This is a genomic window from Brevibacillus sp. (genome assembly GCF_003521185.1).
GTDB classification, from domain to species: domain Bacteria; phylum Bacillota; class Bacilli; order Brevibacillales; family Brevibacillaceae; genus Brevibacillus; species Brevibacillus parabrevis.
Map to the genome: position 1 here is coordinate 1 of NZ_DOTK01000057.1, position 16548 is coordinate 16548.

Below are 16548 nucleotides of genomic sequence, written 5' to 3' on the forward strand. Positions count from 1 at the left end.
GCACTTCATATTACAATCCTTCAATAAAATAAAAACGATGAGAAATGCTTGTAAAATCAACACTCCCATTAACAGATAATTGGTCGTCGTTAACGTTCCATTCAAAGCAGCAAGTTCTCCCTTTACTTCAAGTAGCGAACTGCTGGTCTTGTCTCCTGACTCTCGGATACTCGCTGAAAAGTCATTGAAATATTGATGAAGTTCCGTGAAATCAATTTTTTCCATAAAAAGTCACCCTTTTGCATTTTTTGTTATTAATAGCGAAAATTCATTGACTCATCACATTGCGGATTATACTATATAATTAAAAAATAGTAAAATTTTGGAAGAGTGTTGTTTTGTGAAAATCTTCGGTATTAAGTCGTTGTTCGCAAGTGTACTATGTGGGGCGGTATTATTGTCTGCCTCTGGATTGTCAATGACCCATGCGGCAGAAAGCATCCAGGAAGTTCCGCTAAAATTGACTACTGTGGAGATTCAACTTACTCCTGATGTGGAAATGGTCCGTAGCGAAACAGAGGACACGGCAACCGTCGAAATAATTGACAAGAGAAGTGGTGAGGTAACAGCTACATATTCGGAGACTATCGAAGAAGTTTTACCTGCCGTGATTGGTAAAGGGATTAACGCTCTTGCCTCTGGAGAATATACGACCGTAACTGTTAAAAAAGACAAAAAAGATGGTCCGGTAAATACAGAATTATCCGCGAAGCTGAAAGTCTATACGTCTGGTTCCTTTAGACAAATTAATTCGATTGAAAGCAAAAATATGAAGATCACAAATTCCAACTCTGCTACTTTGGAAGATAAAGATATTGTCGCAATCTCAACTTCTGATAAATTCCCTACTCAAGAAATCGAAGTGAGTGGCAGTGCAACCATTACGTATAAGAGCACAAATTCTGCAAGTGCAACAGGAGCTTTCAGTGTGTCGGCATTAACTGCAGCAGGTTTTGAGGTATCTTATACCGGATCGAAAGAATGGGAATATTACGCTCGTAAAGCTATCGATATGGGACTTCGCTACAAAGTTAAATAAAAGATGGAAAAAGCTCCACGAAAAGCGCAAGTATCTTAGGGCAGTGCGGCCTGATACGTGCGCTTTTTATTCTTAGAGAGAACATAGGTTGATTTTGAAAGCTGGTTTTAAAAATGGTAAAATTCAACTATTTTTCTCTTTAGCACCAAGTATAAAAATACCATTTATAGATTTTTTTGAAAAAATTTATAGATTTTTCACACTTTTCAAAATATAATCTAATTGTCAGTATTTTCTTACATAGAGAGGAGGAACTGAATTATGAAAATCCAAGCGAAAAAGGTAGAGAGCGTTCGCACAACTGCAGTAGCAGCTTAATCACAATGCATTGGGGGGATAGCACTCGGGCTATTCCCTTTTTTCATCTTACTTAATTAAGCGCCCTTATCCCGGAGGTGTTTTTATATGGTACGTCGACCTTTGTTCAAACCGGTGCATCCTGTCTATGAAGTGACAGAACAGACGATTCGCATGGGAGATGCTCCCGGGTATTCCGTCGAGCTGGATGACGAGAACAAAGCGATACGCAAGATGGTCAAGCTGATGGACGGAACGCGCACGATTGAAGATATACATAGCGCTTTGCTCGGCGAATATCCTGAGCTTACTCGCGAGGAGATAGCGGAAGCAGTAGAAGACCTCGGAGGCCTGGGCTTTATTATGGACCAGGCGGCGGAGGAAGCTTCTGGCCTGACGCTGGCGCAAAAAGAGCGATACAAGGCGAACATCCGCTTTTTCTCGCTGTTTACCAACCTGGAACAAAGCCCGAGTTATGTACAGGAGCAACTGAGCGGAAAAAAAGTGACCATCCTCGGCATGGGCGCTTTCGGCTCAACGGTGCTCGCCAATCTGGTCGGAGTGGGAATCGAGCAGATCAAACTTGTTGATTTTGACAGGGTAGAGCTGAACAACCTGAACCGCCAGATGTTGTTCAATGAGGCAGATGTCGGCCGTCTGAAAGTGGAGGCAGCGCGGGATTTCATCGCCAGACTGCATTCAGGGGTGGCAATCGAAACCGAGACGATGCAAATCGGGTCCAGTGCAGATGTGGAGCAGGTCATCGCCGGGAGCGATCTCGTCGTACTGGCAGCCGATCAGCCATTTTTCGTCTTGCCAAGATGGGTGAACCGGGCTTGCGTCAATCTGGGCATCCCGTATATTGCCGGGGGCTTTAATTTGATCGAAGGGCAGTTTTTCTTGGTCGATCCAGGGAAAACGGGATGCCTGGACTGCATGCATTTGCACCGCTCCGAACAGGTGGAAGATTACGTGCGGCTGATTGAAAACTTGCTCAACACCGAGTTCAGGCCGCCTACTGCTACGATCGCGCCGAATACGATGATGATTACCGCCATGATAGCTTCGGATGCCGTCCGGTTTTTGACGGGAATCGCGCCTGTGCAATCGGCAGGAAAACTGCTGTTGTTTGATTTCAACACATTGGAAAAGAAAGTGTTCGTCGAATGGGAGCGCAACGAGCAAGCGTGTCCGACTTGCGGAAAAGGCAACGGCGAGGAGCCGATTTTTCAGGTCAGGGCAAACGAAGTGTACGTGAATGCGAGGCATTGATCCGGAAGAGAGGGAGGGGATTTTGGCGTGAAGATGACAGGCGACAGTGTCCTCAAAATGCATCCGCTTGCGCGCCGGGCGGAAAACGAAGAGGAGATGCTGATCGGGCGAACCGATATCAGCAATTTTATTGTACTCCCGGTTATTGGCGTGGAAATCATCGATTTGCTTGATGAAGGCAAAACCGTAAACGAAGTCGCTACGATCATGGAAGAACGGCTGGGCGAGCCTGTGGACGTGCTTGACTTTGCCAACGATCTCGCAGCTTCCTACCAGTTTGTCCATACGGTAGACGGCGAGGTGGTGAACGAGCCGGTTGCTGTTGTCGACCACTTTTCGTGGATCAAGGAAGCGACGGGACAGTTTTTCTTTAACCGTGTAGCTTTTTGCCTGTATGGCTGTGTATTTCTGGCCGGGGTGTTGCTGTGCGCCTTCACAGGCAAGTACATTCCGGTCTACTCCGACATTTTTGTCTCTACTTCTGTGACCGTTTCTGTGCTGGCTTCGTTTGTGACGATCTGGATGTTTTTGTTCTTTCATGAGCTGGCGCATTTGCTGGCGGCGCGGTCGCTTTCCATCGGCAGTCGCATCGGGCTGGGGCATCGGCTTGTCTTTGCCGTAGCGGAGACGAACATGTCCAATATCGTTCTGGTGGAGCCGGGGCGTCGTTACAAAGCGTTTGTGGCCGGAATGGCGTGGGACGCGACATTTTGGGGGATCGGCGTGATCCTGCTTTTCGCCCATGACGCTGGCTGGGTGAGTCTCTTGCCTTTTATCCAGGCATTTATCCGCATGGTTAACGTGATTTTGCTCATGGCGCTGGCGTTTCAGTTCATGGTGTTCATGCAAACGGATGTGTACTACATGCTCGCCACCCGTTTTCGCTGCGCCAATCTGCTGATGAATACGCGACTTTTTCTGAAAAGCAAAATCCGGTCGTTGACGCAGGAAGAGCAAGAGGAATGGGAGTATGTCTCCTTGCATGAAAAACAGGTCATCCGTTGGTACAGTTGGGTGTATTTGATCGGTTCCGTCTGGGCGATCTGGTTTTTTGTCCAGTACCAGCTGCGCATGGCGATTGATTTTATTGCGAAGATCGCCGATGAGATGCGTCACGCTTCCGTCGCTTCGTGGCAGTTTTGGGACGGCATCCTGTTGATTATCCTCGTGTTGGTTCCATTCTTCATCGTAGGCTGGTCGTGGCTTCGCGCCTATCGACAAAGAAAAAGCGAACGGGAGCGGGCCAAATCCTTGCAGGAGGCGTAAACAAACGTCTCTCCTTCGGCAAGGGGCCTGCTCCACACATTCGCTTTTGACAGGAGTGTAAAGAAACGCGATGTTTCTTTACGCTTTTTTGTTTTGGCAGGCAGCGGTCATCGAACATCAAGCTAAAGAGCGGTTCCCGTTGCTGTCTTTGCGAAGCGGCGTGACTTGCAAATAAGTGAACACGCGCCATATCCACTCAAGCGGGCCCATGCGGAAGGCGGACAGCCACAGCATGCTGAAAGCCATTTGCCCGACATAAATCCCGAGGCAAAAGAGCGTGGACTGCCAGTAGCTGAGCGTACCGTACCAGCCGAACAGGTAGCCGCCGACCAAGATCAGCACCGTTTGCCCCACGTAGTTGGTGAGGGCCATCCGTCCGTAGCTGGTGAGCGGAGCCAATGCTTTTTGGACACCGCTGTGCTGCAAAAGCCGGATTAGCGTCGTCACGTAAAAAGCTGACATGACAAAGCCGGTCGAAGTCAAGGCGATCGTGTAGTACGTGAGCGCAAGCAATTGTTCCTCGGACATGTCGTCCACAACGATCATGTTGGCTGTCATAAACGGGTCAGCCGGAAGGAAATGATACTGGGCGTACAGACCGACCAGCATAAGGACAAAGGCGATGCCTTGAACCTTTTTGATCGCAGGCAGAAAGCGGGGAATGTCCTGGAATACCCCGAATTGCCCGACAGACAGGCCGAGAATGAACAGCGGCAGCACCAACATCGGCTTGAAGCCCGTGGAGCAAACGAACATGGCGAGGATCAGCCCGACAATCAGGTTTGTTCTCGCCTTCAAGCGGTAAAAAGGCATGAGCATAAAGCCGAAGATCGCGTAAATAAACAGGGCTTCGCCCGGATGGAACATTTTGTGGACAAAACCGAAGGCCAGAAGCGCAAGCAGACGGCGGACAAACAGAACCGTACTGTTGGCGCCTTTTGCTTTCGCCCGGCTGACAAACAGATGGAAGCCTACTCCGAACAGAAACGAAAAAATCACGAAAAAGCGCGATTCTACAGCAAAATTGAAAAACTGAAACAGCCAGGCGTCCAAGCTGCCAGGGGTTGGAGTCTTTACGTCAAGCAGCGGCAAAATGTTGACCAGGATGATTCCGAGCAAAGCGAAGCCGCGTACAGTATCCAGTGTGTCGATCCTCTGTGTCCCGGTAGGAGCGAGCGCTGTCAAAATGATCACTTCCTTTGTACCTTGATTTATGTCCAATCAGACGTCTCTTCATCCTAACGCACAGCGAGGAAGGGAGAAAGAGATTTGCATTACGCTCTGCTTACAAAAATGTAAGAGGCTCGCTCCCAGCGCAACTATCTGATTGCTCACCTCGTCTATTTGTATAAATCAGGAAGGAAAGGAGGCGCGAAAATGAAGCCGATTCTCCGGGGAAAGTGGCGGCTTGCCGCAGGAGTTGCCTATTATCGCGGCAGGCGGCATGCGCAGTGGCTGTTTGGGCGAACGAGATTGGCGCGGGAAAAAAGCAGCCAGCCGCTTCCTTATGTCCATTTTTCCCATCAGACTATTTTGTTGCGCCAATTGCAGCATGTAGAAATGTGGATGCAGCACAACAAGGTGAAAAATTTGCGCCTCGCGACCGCCTGTTTGCACGGAGTGATCATTCGGCCGGGCGAAACTTTTTCCTACTGGAAGCTGATTGGCAAGCCGACAAAAAGAAAAGGCTACGTAGAGGGGATGCTGCTCTCGCATGGTCGCGTCACAGCCGGGATTGGCGGCGGTTTGTGCCAGCTATCCAACTTGCTGTACTGGATGGCACTGCACACGCCTTTGACCGTGACCGAACGCCATCGCCACAGCTACGATGTGTTTCCCGACGCGAACAGAACCCAGCCGTTCGGAAGCGGCGCCACTTGCTTTTACAACTACCTCGATTTGCAGATTGAAAACCGGACGAACCAAACTTTCCAGCTTTGTGTCTGGCTGACGGACACGCATCTGGTGGGGGAATGGAGAGCTGACATGCCGCCGACACGAAGCTATGAAATGATTGAGAAAGAGCATGCCATCACCCCTTCGATCTGGGGCGGATACGAGCGGAGCAACCAACTGTGGCGCAATGTGTATGCCCAGGACGGGGAGTGGCTGGAACAGCAGTGGCTGACGGAAAATCGCGCCTATCTCATGTACGAGCCGCTTTTGCCAAAAGGATGATCTTTCCTCTCCCGTATACGAACTGGAACTCAGGTGCAATCTGTGCGAAAATAGGAACATATGCACTCGTATAGGAACGTGGAAAGGTGGATTTATACATATGTCTTCAGTAGAACGAATTACGTCAGGCTTGAACCCGGAACAGCGGGAAGCCGTACTTACCACGGAAGGTCCTGTCCTGATTCTGGCCGGAGCGGGCAGCGGCAAGACCAAGGTGCTGACACAGCGGATTGCTTATCTCATCAGCGTGAAGCAAGTTGCGCCATGGAGCATTCTCGCGATTACGTTCACCAACAAGGCTGCGCGCGAGATGCAGAACCGCGTAGCGGCGATCATTGGCGGTGCAGCGGCTCAGGATACGTGGCTTTCGACGTTTCACTCCTTGTGCGTGCGAATTTTGCGCAGGGATATTGACCGGCTTGGCATCAACCGCAGCTTCAGCATTCTCGACGCTGGCGACCAGTTGTCTGTCGTCAAGCAGTGCCTGAAGGAACTGAACATCGATCCGAAGCAATATGAGCCGCGGTCCATCCTGGCTGCCATCAGCGGAGCGAAGAACGAACTGACAGACCCGGCGACTTTTGCCAGACTGGCGGGCGATCCGTTTTCCCAGGTGGCTGCCAAGGTGTACGAAGCGTACCAGAAAAAGCTGAAAAGCAACCAGTCGCTGGACTTCGACGACTTGATCATGACGACGGTTCGCCTGTTCAAGGAAGTGCCGGAAGTGCTGGAATTTTACCAGAAAAAATTCCGCTACATACACGTCGACGAGTATCAGGATACGAACCGCGCCCAGTATCTTTTGATTTCCATGCTGGCCGACAAGTTCCGCAACGTCTGCTGCGTGGGGGATGCCGACCAAAGTATTTACAAGTGGCGGGGAGCGGACATCTCCATCATCCTGAACTTTGAAAAAGACTACCCGGAAGCAAAGCTGATCAAGCTGGAGCAAAACTATCGCTCGACCAAGACGATCCTGCAAGCAGCGAACCAGGTCATCGCCAACAACAAGCTGCGCAAGGAAAAGAAACTGTGGACGGAAAACCCCGGCGGAGAAAAAATCATGTGCTTCCAGGGTGATTCCGAGCATGACGAGGCGTATTTTATCGTCGATACGATTCGCAAGCAGATGGCGAAGTACAAGCGCTACGACAAGTTTGCCGTTCTGTACCGGACCAATGCCCAGTCCCGTGTGGTCGAGGATGTGTTCATCAAATCGAACATTCCGTACACCATCGTCGGCGGCACGAAGTTCTACGATCGCAAAGAGATCAAGGACATTCTCGCCTACTTGCGCCTGATTTCCAATCCGGACGACGATATCAGCTTGCAGCGCATTATCAATGTGCCGAAGCGCAACATCGGTGACACGACCGTCGACAAGCTGCAAGCGTACGCCAATGCAAACGGCCAGTCGCTGTACCAGGCCATTCAGGAGACGGCTTACATGGGCCTGCCGTCCCGCACGACGAATGCGATTTTGTCGTTTAACGATCTGATTACCAATTTGATGCAGATGACGGACTATTTGAGCGTGACCGAGCTGGTAGAGGAAGTATTGAAGCGATCCGGCTATCGTGAATCGCTGAAAGAAGACAAGACGCTGGAAGCGCAGGCGCGTCTGGAGAACATCGAGGAGTTTCTGTCTGTTACGCAGGAGTTCGAGCGCAAAAATGAAGACAAGAGTCTGCTCGCCTTTTTGACCGATTTGGCGCTTGTCGCTGATATTGATTCGCTTGGCGAAGATGGGGAAGAAGAGGTAGTAGCCGCAGACGGGCAAGTTGTGCTGATGACGCTGCATAGCGCCAAAGGGCTGGAGTTTCCGGTAGTGTTTCTCGTCGGGCTGGAGGAAGGCGTGTTCCCGCACAGCCGCTCCCTTTTTGACGACACCGAGATGGAAGAAGAGCGTCGTCTGGCGTACGTAGGCATTACCCGGGCAGAAGAGCGCCTGTACATGACGTGCGCGCGGATGCGGACGCTGTTTGGACGAACCAACGTAAGTGTGCCGTCGCGATTTTTGCAGGAAATTCCGCCCGAGCTGTTGGAAGGCAACCCTGCCGCAGCAGAGCGAAGCTTTGGCGGTGGTGGCCGCGGCGGAGCATTTGGTCAGCGCGAGATGGGGGCAAGATCGTTCGGCTCGACCTCCCCGCAAGCAGGAGGGGGCTTCGGTTCCGCCAAGCCAGGAATGGCGCAACGATCGACAGGAGGCTCGGCAACGTTCACTCGTCCAGGGTTGCAGGCTGGCGACAAGCTGCCTGGACACGGTCAGGGAGCAGGAGTGGATTGGAAAGTCGGAGACAGGGTGCAGCACGGCACGTGGGGCATGGGTACTGTCGTGAAAGTAAAAGGAGCGGGTGACGATATGGAGCTTGATATCGCATTCCCTAGCCCGACTGGCATCAAGAAGCTGCTCGCGAAATTCGCGCCGATACAGCGGGCGTAATGCTAATGCGCAGACTATCGCTAAAGTAAAGGATGAACGAGATGGATCGATTGACGGCGGAAACAAAAATCAAAGAATTGGTGAAACGAATTGAGCGGCACAACCGTCTTTACTATGAACAGGATCGACCTGAGATTTCCGATCAGGAATACGATCAATTGATGCGGGAGCTTACCGAACTGGAAAACCAGTTTCCAGAACTGGCTTCTCCGGATTCTCCCACCCAGCGCGTTGGGGGGGAGCCTTTGCCATTCTTTGAAAAAGTCGTACACAAGACGCCGATGCTCAGTCTTGGCAACGCTTTTGGGGAAGCAGACATCAGAGATTTTGACCGCCGTGTCCGCCAGGCCGTGGGGAGCCAGGCCGTTCGCTATGTGGCTGAGCTGAAAATCGATGGGCTTGCTGTGTCCTTGCACTACGAAAACGGTATGTTTGTGCGCGGAGCGACTCGTGGAGACGGGAGCACAGGCGAGGACATCACCCAGAACTTGAAGACGATCCGCTCGATTCCGCTCAAGCTGACCAAGCCGCTGACCTTGGAGGTGCGAGGCGAGGCGTACATGCCAAAAGCTGCTTTCGACAAGCTGAACCGGGAGCGGGAGGAGCGCGGGGAAGCGCTGTTTGCCAATCCGCGCAACTCGGCAGCCGGCTCGCTGCGGCAGCTCGATCCGAAAATCGCTGCATCCCGTCAGCTCGACACTTTTATTTACGGGATTGGCGACTTGCAGGGCGAGACAGTCGAGTCCCACAGCGAAGGGCTTGACCTGCTCGAATCTCTAGGCTTCAAGGTGAACAAGGAGCGCCGCGTATTCGAAGACGTCGAGGAGCTGCTCGCCTTCATTGAAAACTGGACAGAAAAACGCCCGACCTTGCCATATGAAATCGACGGCATGGTCATTAAAGTGGACAGCTATTCGCAGCAGGAAGAGCTGGGCTTTACGGCAAAAAGCCCGCGCTGGGCGGTCGCGTACAAGTTTCCGGCGGAAGAAGCGGTCACGGTGCTTGAAGGCATCGAAGTGTCCGTAGGCAGAACGGGAAGCGTGACACCGACGGCCCTTTTGAAGCCAGTCAGTTTGGCGGGCACGACAGTAAAGCGTGCTTCTTTGCACAACGAAGACATCATCCGGGAAAAAGGCTTGCTGATCGGCGATCATGTCGTCGTCAAAAAGGCAGGCGATATCATCCCGGAAATTATAGCGGTGCTGCCGGAGCGCAGAACGGGCAGCGAAGTGCCTTTTGCCATGCCGACGCATTGTCCGGAGTGTGGCAGCGAGCTGGTGCGCTTGGAGGAAGAAGTGGCCTTGCGCTGTATCAACCCGATGTGTCCGGCATTGATCCGTGAAGGCATGATCCACTTTGTTTCCCGCACAGCGATGAACATTGACGGGCTGGGCGAAAAAGTGGTGGCTCAGCTGTACCGCGACGACATCATTCACAGCGTCGCTGACCTGTATTATTTGCACCAGCAGCGCGATGTGCTGCTGGGGATGGAGCGCATGGGCGAAAAGTCGGTAGACAATTTGCTGGCAGCGATCGAAGCTAGCAAGGAAAACTCGCTGGAACGCGTCCTGTTCGGGTTAGGCATCCGCCTGGTCGGAGCAAAGGCGGCGAAGGTGCTTGCCGAGCATTTTGGCCATATCGATGCCATCATGCAGGCGACAGAAGAAGAACTGACGCAAATTAACGAGATCGGCCCGAAAATGGCTGCGAGTCTCATCAACTATTTCGCTCAGCCGCAAGCACAAGCCGTCATCGAAAGATTGAAGGCAGCGGGAGTGAACATGGAGTACAAAGGCATTCGCGTCGAGAGTGGCGCCGACTTGCCGTTCTCCGGAAAAACGATTGTCCTGACCGGAACATTGACCCAAATGTCCCGTCAGGAAGCAGAGGAAGCGATTGCCCGATTGGGTGGCAAAGTAACGAGCAGCGTCAGCAAGAAAACCGATCTGGTAATTGCGGGAGAAAAAGCTGGCTCCAAGCTGGAGAAAGCAGAAAAATTGGGTGTGGCTGTTATGGATGAAGCCGGATTCCTGGAAGTTCTTCAAACAGCAACACTGTAAAGAAAACGGTGGCGACAGACAGATGAGCAAGGGAAGGGACGTGAAGAGCATGAATGGCTTTAGGCGATGGGGAATTGGAGCAATGACGATGCTGATCTTGAGCGGCTGTAGCGATGGCGGCGTCGTTCAGGAGAAGCCCGCCACCTCTTCGGTTATTGCATCTGCTCTGAAGGGTGACTTGACCTATCAGGATGTTTTGGAAAAGGGAGAAACCATTCATAATCTGGCGATGACGTCAGACGCTGCACAAGTATGGGTAGGCACACATGCCGGACTGTACAGCTCCGCAGGGGGTTCCTTGTGGGGATTGCTGTCGCCAGAGCTGGCGCAGATTGATGTCGTAGGCTGGTTTGTCGATCCGAGCGACGCCCACCACATGTACGTCGGTGGCAGTGAAGGAGTCCTGCGCACCGCAGATGGCGGGAAAAGCTGGACTTCTTCCAGCAAAGGCTTGCCTGAGCCTGCAAATATCCGCAGCTTTACTGGGGTTCGCCAAGGGGAAAAAGTTCGTCTGTTCGCGTTTGTAACAGGCGAGGGCATCTACCAATCCACAGACAAAGGCGATACATGGACGCTCTGGCAGCCGATGGATCAGGAAGTATATGCCATGGATTTTGACTCGAATGAGAACCGTCTCTATGTAGCGGCACAGTTCAGCTTGCTCTATAATGAAGAAGGGCAGTGGAAGACAGAGGCGATTCCGGATGCAGAACAGATTTACTCGCTATCCCTCAACAGAAATACTGGCGTTCTCGCTGTCGCAACCGAAAAAGGTGTCTATGAAAAAAACGATGGTGAGTGGCATCTGCTCGAAGCTCGCTCGCCGGAAAAATTGATCGTCATTGCCTCGGGTGGTGGCGATACAAAATGGGTAGGGATTGGCGAATCGGCGTTGATCTACAAGCTCAACGGCAATCGCTGGACCAAATGGAACTGATCCCATTTTTTTCAGGACAAAAGGAGTAGCGTATGAAAGCGAAGTTTTTGACAGGATGCAGGTACGCAGCCGCGTTTTTGCTTGCGATTGCCGTCTCTGGTTGTTCGTTGCTGCCAGGGGGCAAGGACAAGTCGCCTGAGCCTACCGCGCCGTCCTTGTCTGAAGTAGTGGAAGTATCTGAGGATTACTATGGCAGCATCACTCCATACAAGCCCAACCAGACGCGCGGCATGCTGAGCAGTGCGCGATACCGCATCGATTTCAGCCATCTGGAGCTTGGCTTGATGGAGTTTGCCCGCGATACGTTTCCGACCTCCCAGTATTATTTTCAGGAAGGTCAAGTCGTCAAAAAAGAACAGGTGACGCAGTGGATTGCCCAGGAAAAGGCGAATGGAACGAAAGGCCAGCAGAAAAACGGCATTTTGGTTCACGTCCTGGAGCATGATTACTTGAACAAAAAAGACAAGCAGCTGGCAGGAATGGTGCTCGGCTTGTCTGTATCGCCGAACTACCAGGATGCAACTGGCAAGGAAATGGTGTACACACAGCAGGAGCTGCAAGCAAAAGGGCAGCAGCTTGCCGCCAGTATCGTCGCGACGCTGCGGGTGAGCACTCCGAATGTGCCGATGCTGATTTTGCTGTATCAGGTTCCCGAAGCGAACTCTTCGCTTGTGCCAGGGCATTTCATCATGTCGGGTACAGTGGGAGCGAGCGAATCGGCCGTATCGAAGTGGCAGCCGATTGAAGAGGAGTTTTTCCTGTTCCCGAGCGCGGATGTAGAGAAAAAATATCCGCAGCAGTCGTTGCAGTACGATAAGCTGATGAGGCAAGCACAGGCGTATTTCGGAGAGTATGTCGGCATGACAGGCGTTGGCCGATTCATGGACGGCAGACTGACGGAGCTGACGATTACGGCGACGGCGGAGTATGACTCGCGGACAGAAGTTTTGCAGTTCACGCAGTACGCAGCCGGAAGCATCAATCAGTTGTTCGACAAAAGCGTCCACGTCAACTTGTACGTCCAATCGATGAACAAGCCGCTGGCCATTTATATTCGACCGACATCTGGCGAACCGTACATGCATCTGTATCGCCAGTAGACAGTAGCCAATAGTAGGAAGCGGCCCCGATGTGCACCTCTCCAGGTGTGGATCGGGGTTTTTGTGCAGAAGCCAGAGGAGATTGCACATAAGTGTATACGGTTGAACAAAGTGTGAACAAAAGTGTAAGGTCCCGTTTTCTGAAGTTGGCTGTTGTTTTTCGCGGAAAAATGCAAACACTATCGGGGTCGGGCTTCTCAGTAGTAGTTGGTATGATCCTTGCATATGTTTTATAAGTGATCTTAGGAAGAAAACGATAAGGAGGCGTCACCAAATGCAAGTTGAATTCAAAAACGAGGCGTTTACTAATTTTGGCCTGCCAGAAAATAAAAAGGCATTTGAAGAAGCACTCGCCAAAGTAGAAAGCGAGCTTGGCCGCGAGTACCCTCTCATCATTGGTGGAGAGCGCATCACAACCGAGAAAAAATCCAGCTCCTTCAACCCTTCCAATAAAGAACAAGTCGTGGGCGTTGTGTCCCAGGCAGACCAGGCGCTGGCTGAAAAAGCGATCCAAACAGCAGCCAGCACTTTCGAAACATGGAAAAAGGTTCCTGCCGGTGCGCGTTCCCGTTACCTCTATAAAGCAGCAGCAATCCTGCGTCGCCGCAAGCATGAGTTCTCCGCTTGGCTGGTAAAAGAAGCAGGTAAAAGCTGGGCAGAAGCTGACGCTGACACAGCAGAAGCAATCGACTTCATGGAATACTATGGCCGTCAAATGGATAAGCTGTCCCAACGCCATGACCTGCCACGCATCCCGGATGAAGACAACGAACTGTACTACATTCCACTCGGTGTTGGCGTAGTAATCCCGCCATGGAACTTCCCTCTGGCGATCATGGCTGGTATGACAACTGCAGCTCTCGTAGCTGGTAACACAGTTGTACTGAAACCTGCTTCCACTACACCAGTAATCGCAGCGAAATTCATGGAAATCCTCGAAGACGCTGGCGTACCAGCAGGCGTAGTGAACTTCGTGCCAGGTTCCGGCAGCGAAATCGGCGACTTCCTCGTAGAACACACGCTGACTCGCTTCATCAGCTTCACTGGTTCCCGCGACGTAGGTCTGCGCATCAACGAACTGGCTGCGAAACATCGTCCAGGTCAAAAATGGATGAAGCGTCTGGTAGCGGAAATGGGCGGTAAAGACTCCATCGTGGTAGACAACGACTGCGATATCGAGTTGGCTGCACAATCCATCGTAGCTTCCGCATTCGGCTTCTCCGGTCAAAAATGTTCTGCTTGCTCCCGCGCAATCGTTCACCAAGACGTGTACGATCAAGTGCTGGGTCGCGTAGTTGAGCTGACTAACCAACTGACTGTAGGCGACGTAAGAACAAACGAGTTCTACACAGGTCCAGTTGTCGACGAGAAAGCTTACAACAAAATTCTCGAATACATCGAGATCGGAAAAACAGAAGGCAAACTGGTTGCGGGTGGCGAAAAAGGCCCGGAAACAGGCTACTTCATCAAGCCAACCGTATTTGCTGACGTAGATCCGCAAGCTCGCGTGATGCAAGAAGAAATCTTTGGTCCAGTAGTAGCATTCTGCAAAGCCAACGATTTCGACCATGCTCTGGAAATCGCGAACAACACCGAGTACGGCTTGACTGGCGCTGTAATCAGCCGCAACCGTGCACACCTGGAGCGCGCTCGCGAAGAGTTCCACGTGGGCAACCTGTACTTCAACCGTAAGTGCACAGGCGCTTTGGTTGGCGTGCATCCGTTCGGCGGATTCAACATGTCCGGTACTGACTCTAAAGCGGGCGGACCAGACTACCTGTTGCTCTTCACCCAAGCGAAAATGGTTTCCGAAAAAATGTAAGAAAACGCAATACCAAAGCTGCCCCCACACGGGGGCGGCTTTTTTTGTCGCAAAAAGATTGAGGAAACCAAGTTTTCTCACGCTCATTTTGTCCACACTAAGAGGTAAGAAATGATGTGCGGGCAGGTGAGGGTAGCTGTTTACTTACATTGTGTCAGGGCTCTCGACGTTTTTTCTCGTGTACTTGCTGATGCCGCTTGCGTATCGGCTGGCGTGGAAAACAAAGCTGCTGGACATGCCCAGGGGAAGAAAAGGGCACAGCAAGCCAATGCCGCTATCTGGCGGGCTGGCGATGTTTGTCGGACTGCTGCTGGTGACAAGTTTTTTTGCAGGGGCGCAAAAAACGGTGGCAGTTTTGGCAGTCGGCGGCGTTCTGCTGGTGGCGATTGGCTGGGTGGACGATATGTACAAAGCGCAGCAAAAAGATTTTCCTGCGCTGCCGAAGTTGCTCGTTCAAGTAGCGGTCGCTGTCCTCGCCTTTTTGCTCGAAATCCGGTTTCGCGGGATCAGCCTGACCTGGCTTGGGGCTGAAGATGGTTCTTATGTCTCGTTCCCTGTGTTTTTGTCTTTGTTGGCAACGGTGCTGTGGATTGTTGGACTGATCAATATGGTAAATTTTTTGGACGGAGTAGACGGGCTTGCGGCGGGAGCGACAGCCTTTTCAGCCATCACCTTGTTTTTTTTGTCGATGTTCAAGGGGCAGGAAGTCACGGCATTGCTGGCCGTTGCGTTGGCAGGGGCAGCGCTCGCTTTTTTGCGCTTCAATTTTTATCCGGCCAAAATATTCATGGGAGACGCCGGGTCGATGTTTCTGGGCTTTGCGCTGGCGGTAATATCGCTGGAAGGAACGATGAAAGGGGCCACGCTCATTTCGCTGGTCGTGACGGTTCTGGCACTCGGCTTGCCTGTGATGGATACGATGCAGGTGATGATCAGTCGGTTGTTGGCGGGGTCGCCTATGTATCAGGCTGATCGGAGACATGTTCACCATCGCTTGATGTCGTTTGGCCTGACAGCCAAGCAAACGGTTGTCGTCCTGTATTTGGTCAGCCTGCTGTTCTCGGGACTTGCGGTGTTCCTGTTTTTGTACGGATAAAGCAGTGCAGCATTGCTTTATTTGGATAAAGCAATTGAGCAAGAGAGTGCCCGCCAAAAAGGATGGCGCAGCCAAGACAAAAGGAATGGACATTCGATCTCTAGTCTTCGGCAGGATCGAAGAAAAAGAACTGGTTGCGGCCTGTTGCTTTTGCTTTATACAAAGCCTTGTCGGCGTTGCTCAGCAACTGGTCCGCTTCTTTCGCAGAGGCAGGGAAAAGAGCAATTCCGATACTGGAGGTAAAGTGAAACGTCTTGTCCTCGTAGCTCCACGGCTGCTGGAGCGAACGCAGGATGCGCGTCGCCACTTTTTCGGCCTGACGTTCGCTGTCGATGGCTGTGAGAATGACGACAAACTCGTCTCCCCCCAAGCGGGCGACGGTATCCTGATCGCGAACGCACGATTTGAGACGCTTGGCCAGCATTTGCAAAAAAACGTCGCCAATATCGTGACCCCATGTATCGTTGATCTGTTTAAAATGGTCACAGTCGATGTACAGCGCTGCTACCATCTCTCCAGACGCCTCGGCGCGTTCCATCGCTTCCTGGAGGTTGTTGTAAAGAAGGCGCCTGTTAGGCAAGCCTGTGAGCATATCGTGGTAAGCCATGTGCTCAAGCTGCCACTCCAGTTTTTTGCGTTCGGTAATGTCGCGGGTAACAGAAAAGACGTGTGTGCATAGCCCTTCGTTGTTGAAGACAGGCGAGAGGATGGATTCACCGACCATGTGGCCGTTCGTTGTGAAATGAGTGGGACTGGCGCCTTCAACGGTTTGGCTGTACATGCTGTTGAGCAAGTCAGCCTTTTCCTGCGGGTAAACTTCTTCAATCAGCTTCCCGTAGCAATCCTCGGTAAGACCTGATCCTTTCATGGCGGCAGGATTCATCAAGACATACCGGAACTGGTAAGCCCCTCTGGCGTTTTTTTCCACAGCCATAAGGAAAAACATATCCGACATGTGATGAAACAAACTGGTCAAGATGTCGCTGTGCTGACTGATGAGTGTTGTAATATCAAGCTTCGCCATATCTGTGGTCTCCT

General features: G+C 51.8%; 13 protein-coding genes. 10 read left to right on the plus strand and 3 right to left on the minus strand.

From position 1 onward, the window contains the following. On the minus strand, window positions 1–225 hold a 225-nt coding region (locus DEP07_RS17755; RefSeq protein ID WP_287102813.1), incomplete at its 3' end, for a hypothetical protein. A gap of 115 nt (window positions 226–340) precedes the next feature. On the opposite strand from DEP07_RS17755, the gene DEP07_RS17760 reads away from it, so the two are divergent. The 3 genes from DEP07_RS17760 to DEP07_RS17770 all read left to right on the plus strand — a co-directional run bounded on the left by DEP07_RS17760 (window position 341) and on the right by DEP07_RS17770 (window position 3874). Beyond that, a complete protein-coding gene (locus DEP07_RS17760; protein WP_287102815.1) occupies window positions 341–1039 on the plus strand; it encodes a hypothetical protein in 699 nt (232 codons plus the stop codon). 405 nt (window positions 1040–1444) lie between these two features. After that, a complete protein-coding gene (locus DEP07_RS17765) occupies window positions 1445–2608 on the plus strand; it encodes a HesA/MoeB/ThiF family protein (RefSeq protein ID WP_287102817.1) in 1164 nt (387 codons plus the stop codon). A 27-nt stretch (window positions 2609–2635) separates the two neighbouring features. Next, window positions 2636–3874 (plus strand): PqqD family protein, encoded by a 1239-nt coding sequence (locus tag DEP07_RS17770; protein WP_348521718.1) that lies wholly within the window; start codon window positions 2636–2638, stop codon window positions 3872–3874. A gap of 117 nt (window positions 3875–3991) precedes the next feature. Here DEP07_RS17770 and DEP07_RS17775 read toward each other — a convergent pair whose 3' ends face one another. Continuing rightward, window positions 3992–5089, minus strand: coding sequence for a DUF418 domain-containing protein (locus DEP07_RS17775; RefSeq protein WP_287102826.1), 1098 nt, complete (start codon window positions 5087–5089; stop codon window positions 3992–3994). 162 nt (window positions 5090–5251) lie between these two features. Here DEP07_RS17775 and DEP07_RS17780 point away from each other — a divergent pair, with 162 nt between their 5' ends. The 7 genes from DEP07_RS17780 to DEP07_RS17810 all read left to right on the plus strand — a co-directional run bounded on the left by DEP07_RS17780 (window position 5252) and on the right by DEP07_RS17810 (window position 15510). After that, on the plus strand, window positions 5252–6052 hold the full coding sequence (locus DEP07_RS17780; RefSeq protein ID WP_122965539.1) for a VanW family protein: 801 nt from the start codon (window positions 5252–5254) through the stop codon (window positions 6050–6052). Window positions 6053–6152: 100 nt separating this feature from the next. Further along, a complete protein-coding gene (pcrA, locus tag DEP07_RS17785) occupies window positions 6153–8495 on the plus strand; it encodes a DNA helicase PcrA (RefSeq protein ID WP_122965538.1) in 2343 nt (780 codons plus the stop codon). Window positions 8496–8536: 41 nt separating this feature from the next. Next, on the plus strand, window positions 8537–10555 hold the full coding sequence (ligA, locus tag DEP07_RS17790; RefSeq protein ID WP_287102818.1) for an NAD-dependent DNA ligase LigA: 2019 nt from the start codon (window positions 8537–8539) through the stop codon (window positions 10553–10555). A gap of 82 nt (window positions 10556–10637) precedes the next feature. Continuing rightward, complete coding sequence (locus DEP07_RS17795; RefSeq protein WP_233454105.1) at window positions 10638–11492, plus strand: WD40/YVTN/BNR-like repeat-containing protein; 855 nt, start codon at window positions 10638–10640, stop codon at window positions 11490–11492. A 32-nt stretch (window positions 11493–11524) separates the two neighbouring features. Further along, a complete protein-coding gene (locus DEP07_RS17800) occupies window positions 11525–12592 on the plus strand; it encodes a CamS family sex pheromone protein (protein ID WP_287102821.1) in 1068 nt (355 codons plus the stop codon). 274 nt (window positions 12593–12866) lie between these two features. After that, window positions 12867–14414: an L-glutamate gamma-semialdehyde dehydrogenase gene (gene pruA / locus DEP07_RS17805; RefSeq protein ID WP_122965535.1), complete on the plus strand. Its 1548-nt coding sequence runs from the start codon at window positions 12867–12869 to the stop codon at window positions 14412–14414. A gap of 151 nt (window positions 14415–14565) precedes the next feature. Further along, window positions 14566–15510 carry an MraY family glycosyltransferase gene (locus DEP07_RS17810; protein WP_287102822.1) on the plus strand — a complete coding sequence of 315 codons (945 nt, stop codon included), beginning with the start codon at window positions 14566–14568 and terminating at the stop codon, window positions 15508–15510. A gap of 100 nt (window positions 15511–15610) precedes the next feature. Here DEP07_RS17810 and DEP07_RS17815 read toward each other — a convergent pair whose 3' ends face one another. Next, complete coding sequence (locus DEP07_RS17815; RefSeq protein WP_217022572.1) at window positions 15611–16534, minus strand: sensor domain-containing diguanylate cyclase; 924 nt, start codon at window positions 16532–16534, stop codon at window positions 15611–15613. Between the last annotated feature and the right edge of the window lie 14 nt (window positions 16535–16548).

Bases quoted from the DNA above. Each gene is read 5' to 3' on its own strand.
- DEP07_RS17815 (WP_217022572.1), bottom strand. From the start codon at position 16,534: ATGGCGAAGCTTGATATTACAACACTCATCAGTCAGCACAGCGACATC.
- pruA (WP_122965535.1), top strand. From the start codon at position 12,867: ATGCAAGTTGAATTCAAAAACGAGGCGTTTACTAATTTTGGCCTGCCA.
- DEP07_RS17780 (WP_122965539.1), top strand. From the start codon at position 5,252: ATGAAGCCGATTCTCCGGGGAAAGTGGCGGCTTGCCGCAGGAGTTGCC.
- DEP07_RS17800 (WP_287102821.1), top strand. From the start codon at position 11,525: ATGAAAGCGAAGTTTTTGACAGGATGCAGGTACGCAGCCGCGTTTTTG.
- ligA (WP_287102818.1), top strand. From the start codon at position 8,537: ATGGATCGATTGACGGCGGAAACAAAAATCAAAGAATTGGTGAAACGA.
- pcrA (WP_122965538.1), top strand. From the start codon at position 6,153: ATGTCTTCAGTAGAACGAATTACGTCAGGCTTGAACCCGGAACAGCGG.
- DEP07_RS17795 (WP_233454105.1), top strand. From the start codon at position 10,638: ATGACGATGCTGATCTTGAGCGGCTGTAGCGATGGCGGCGTCGTTCAG.
- DEP07_RS17765 (WP_287102817.1), top strand. From the start codon at position 1,445: ATGGTACGTCGACCTTTGTTCAAACCGGTGCATCCTGTCTATGAAGTG.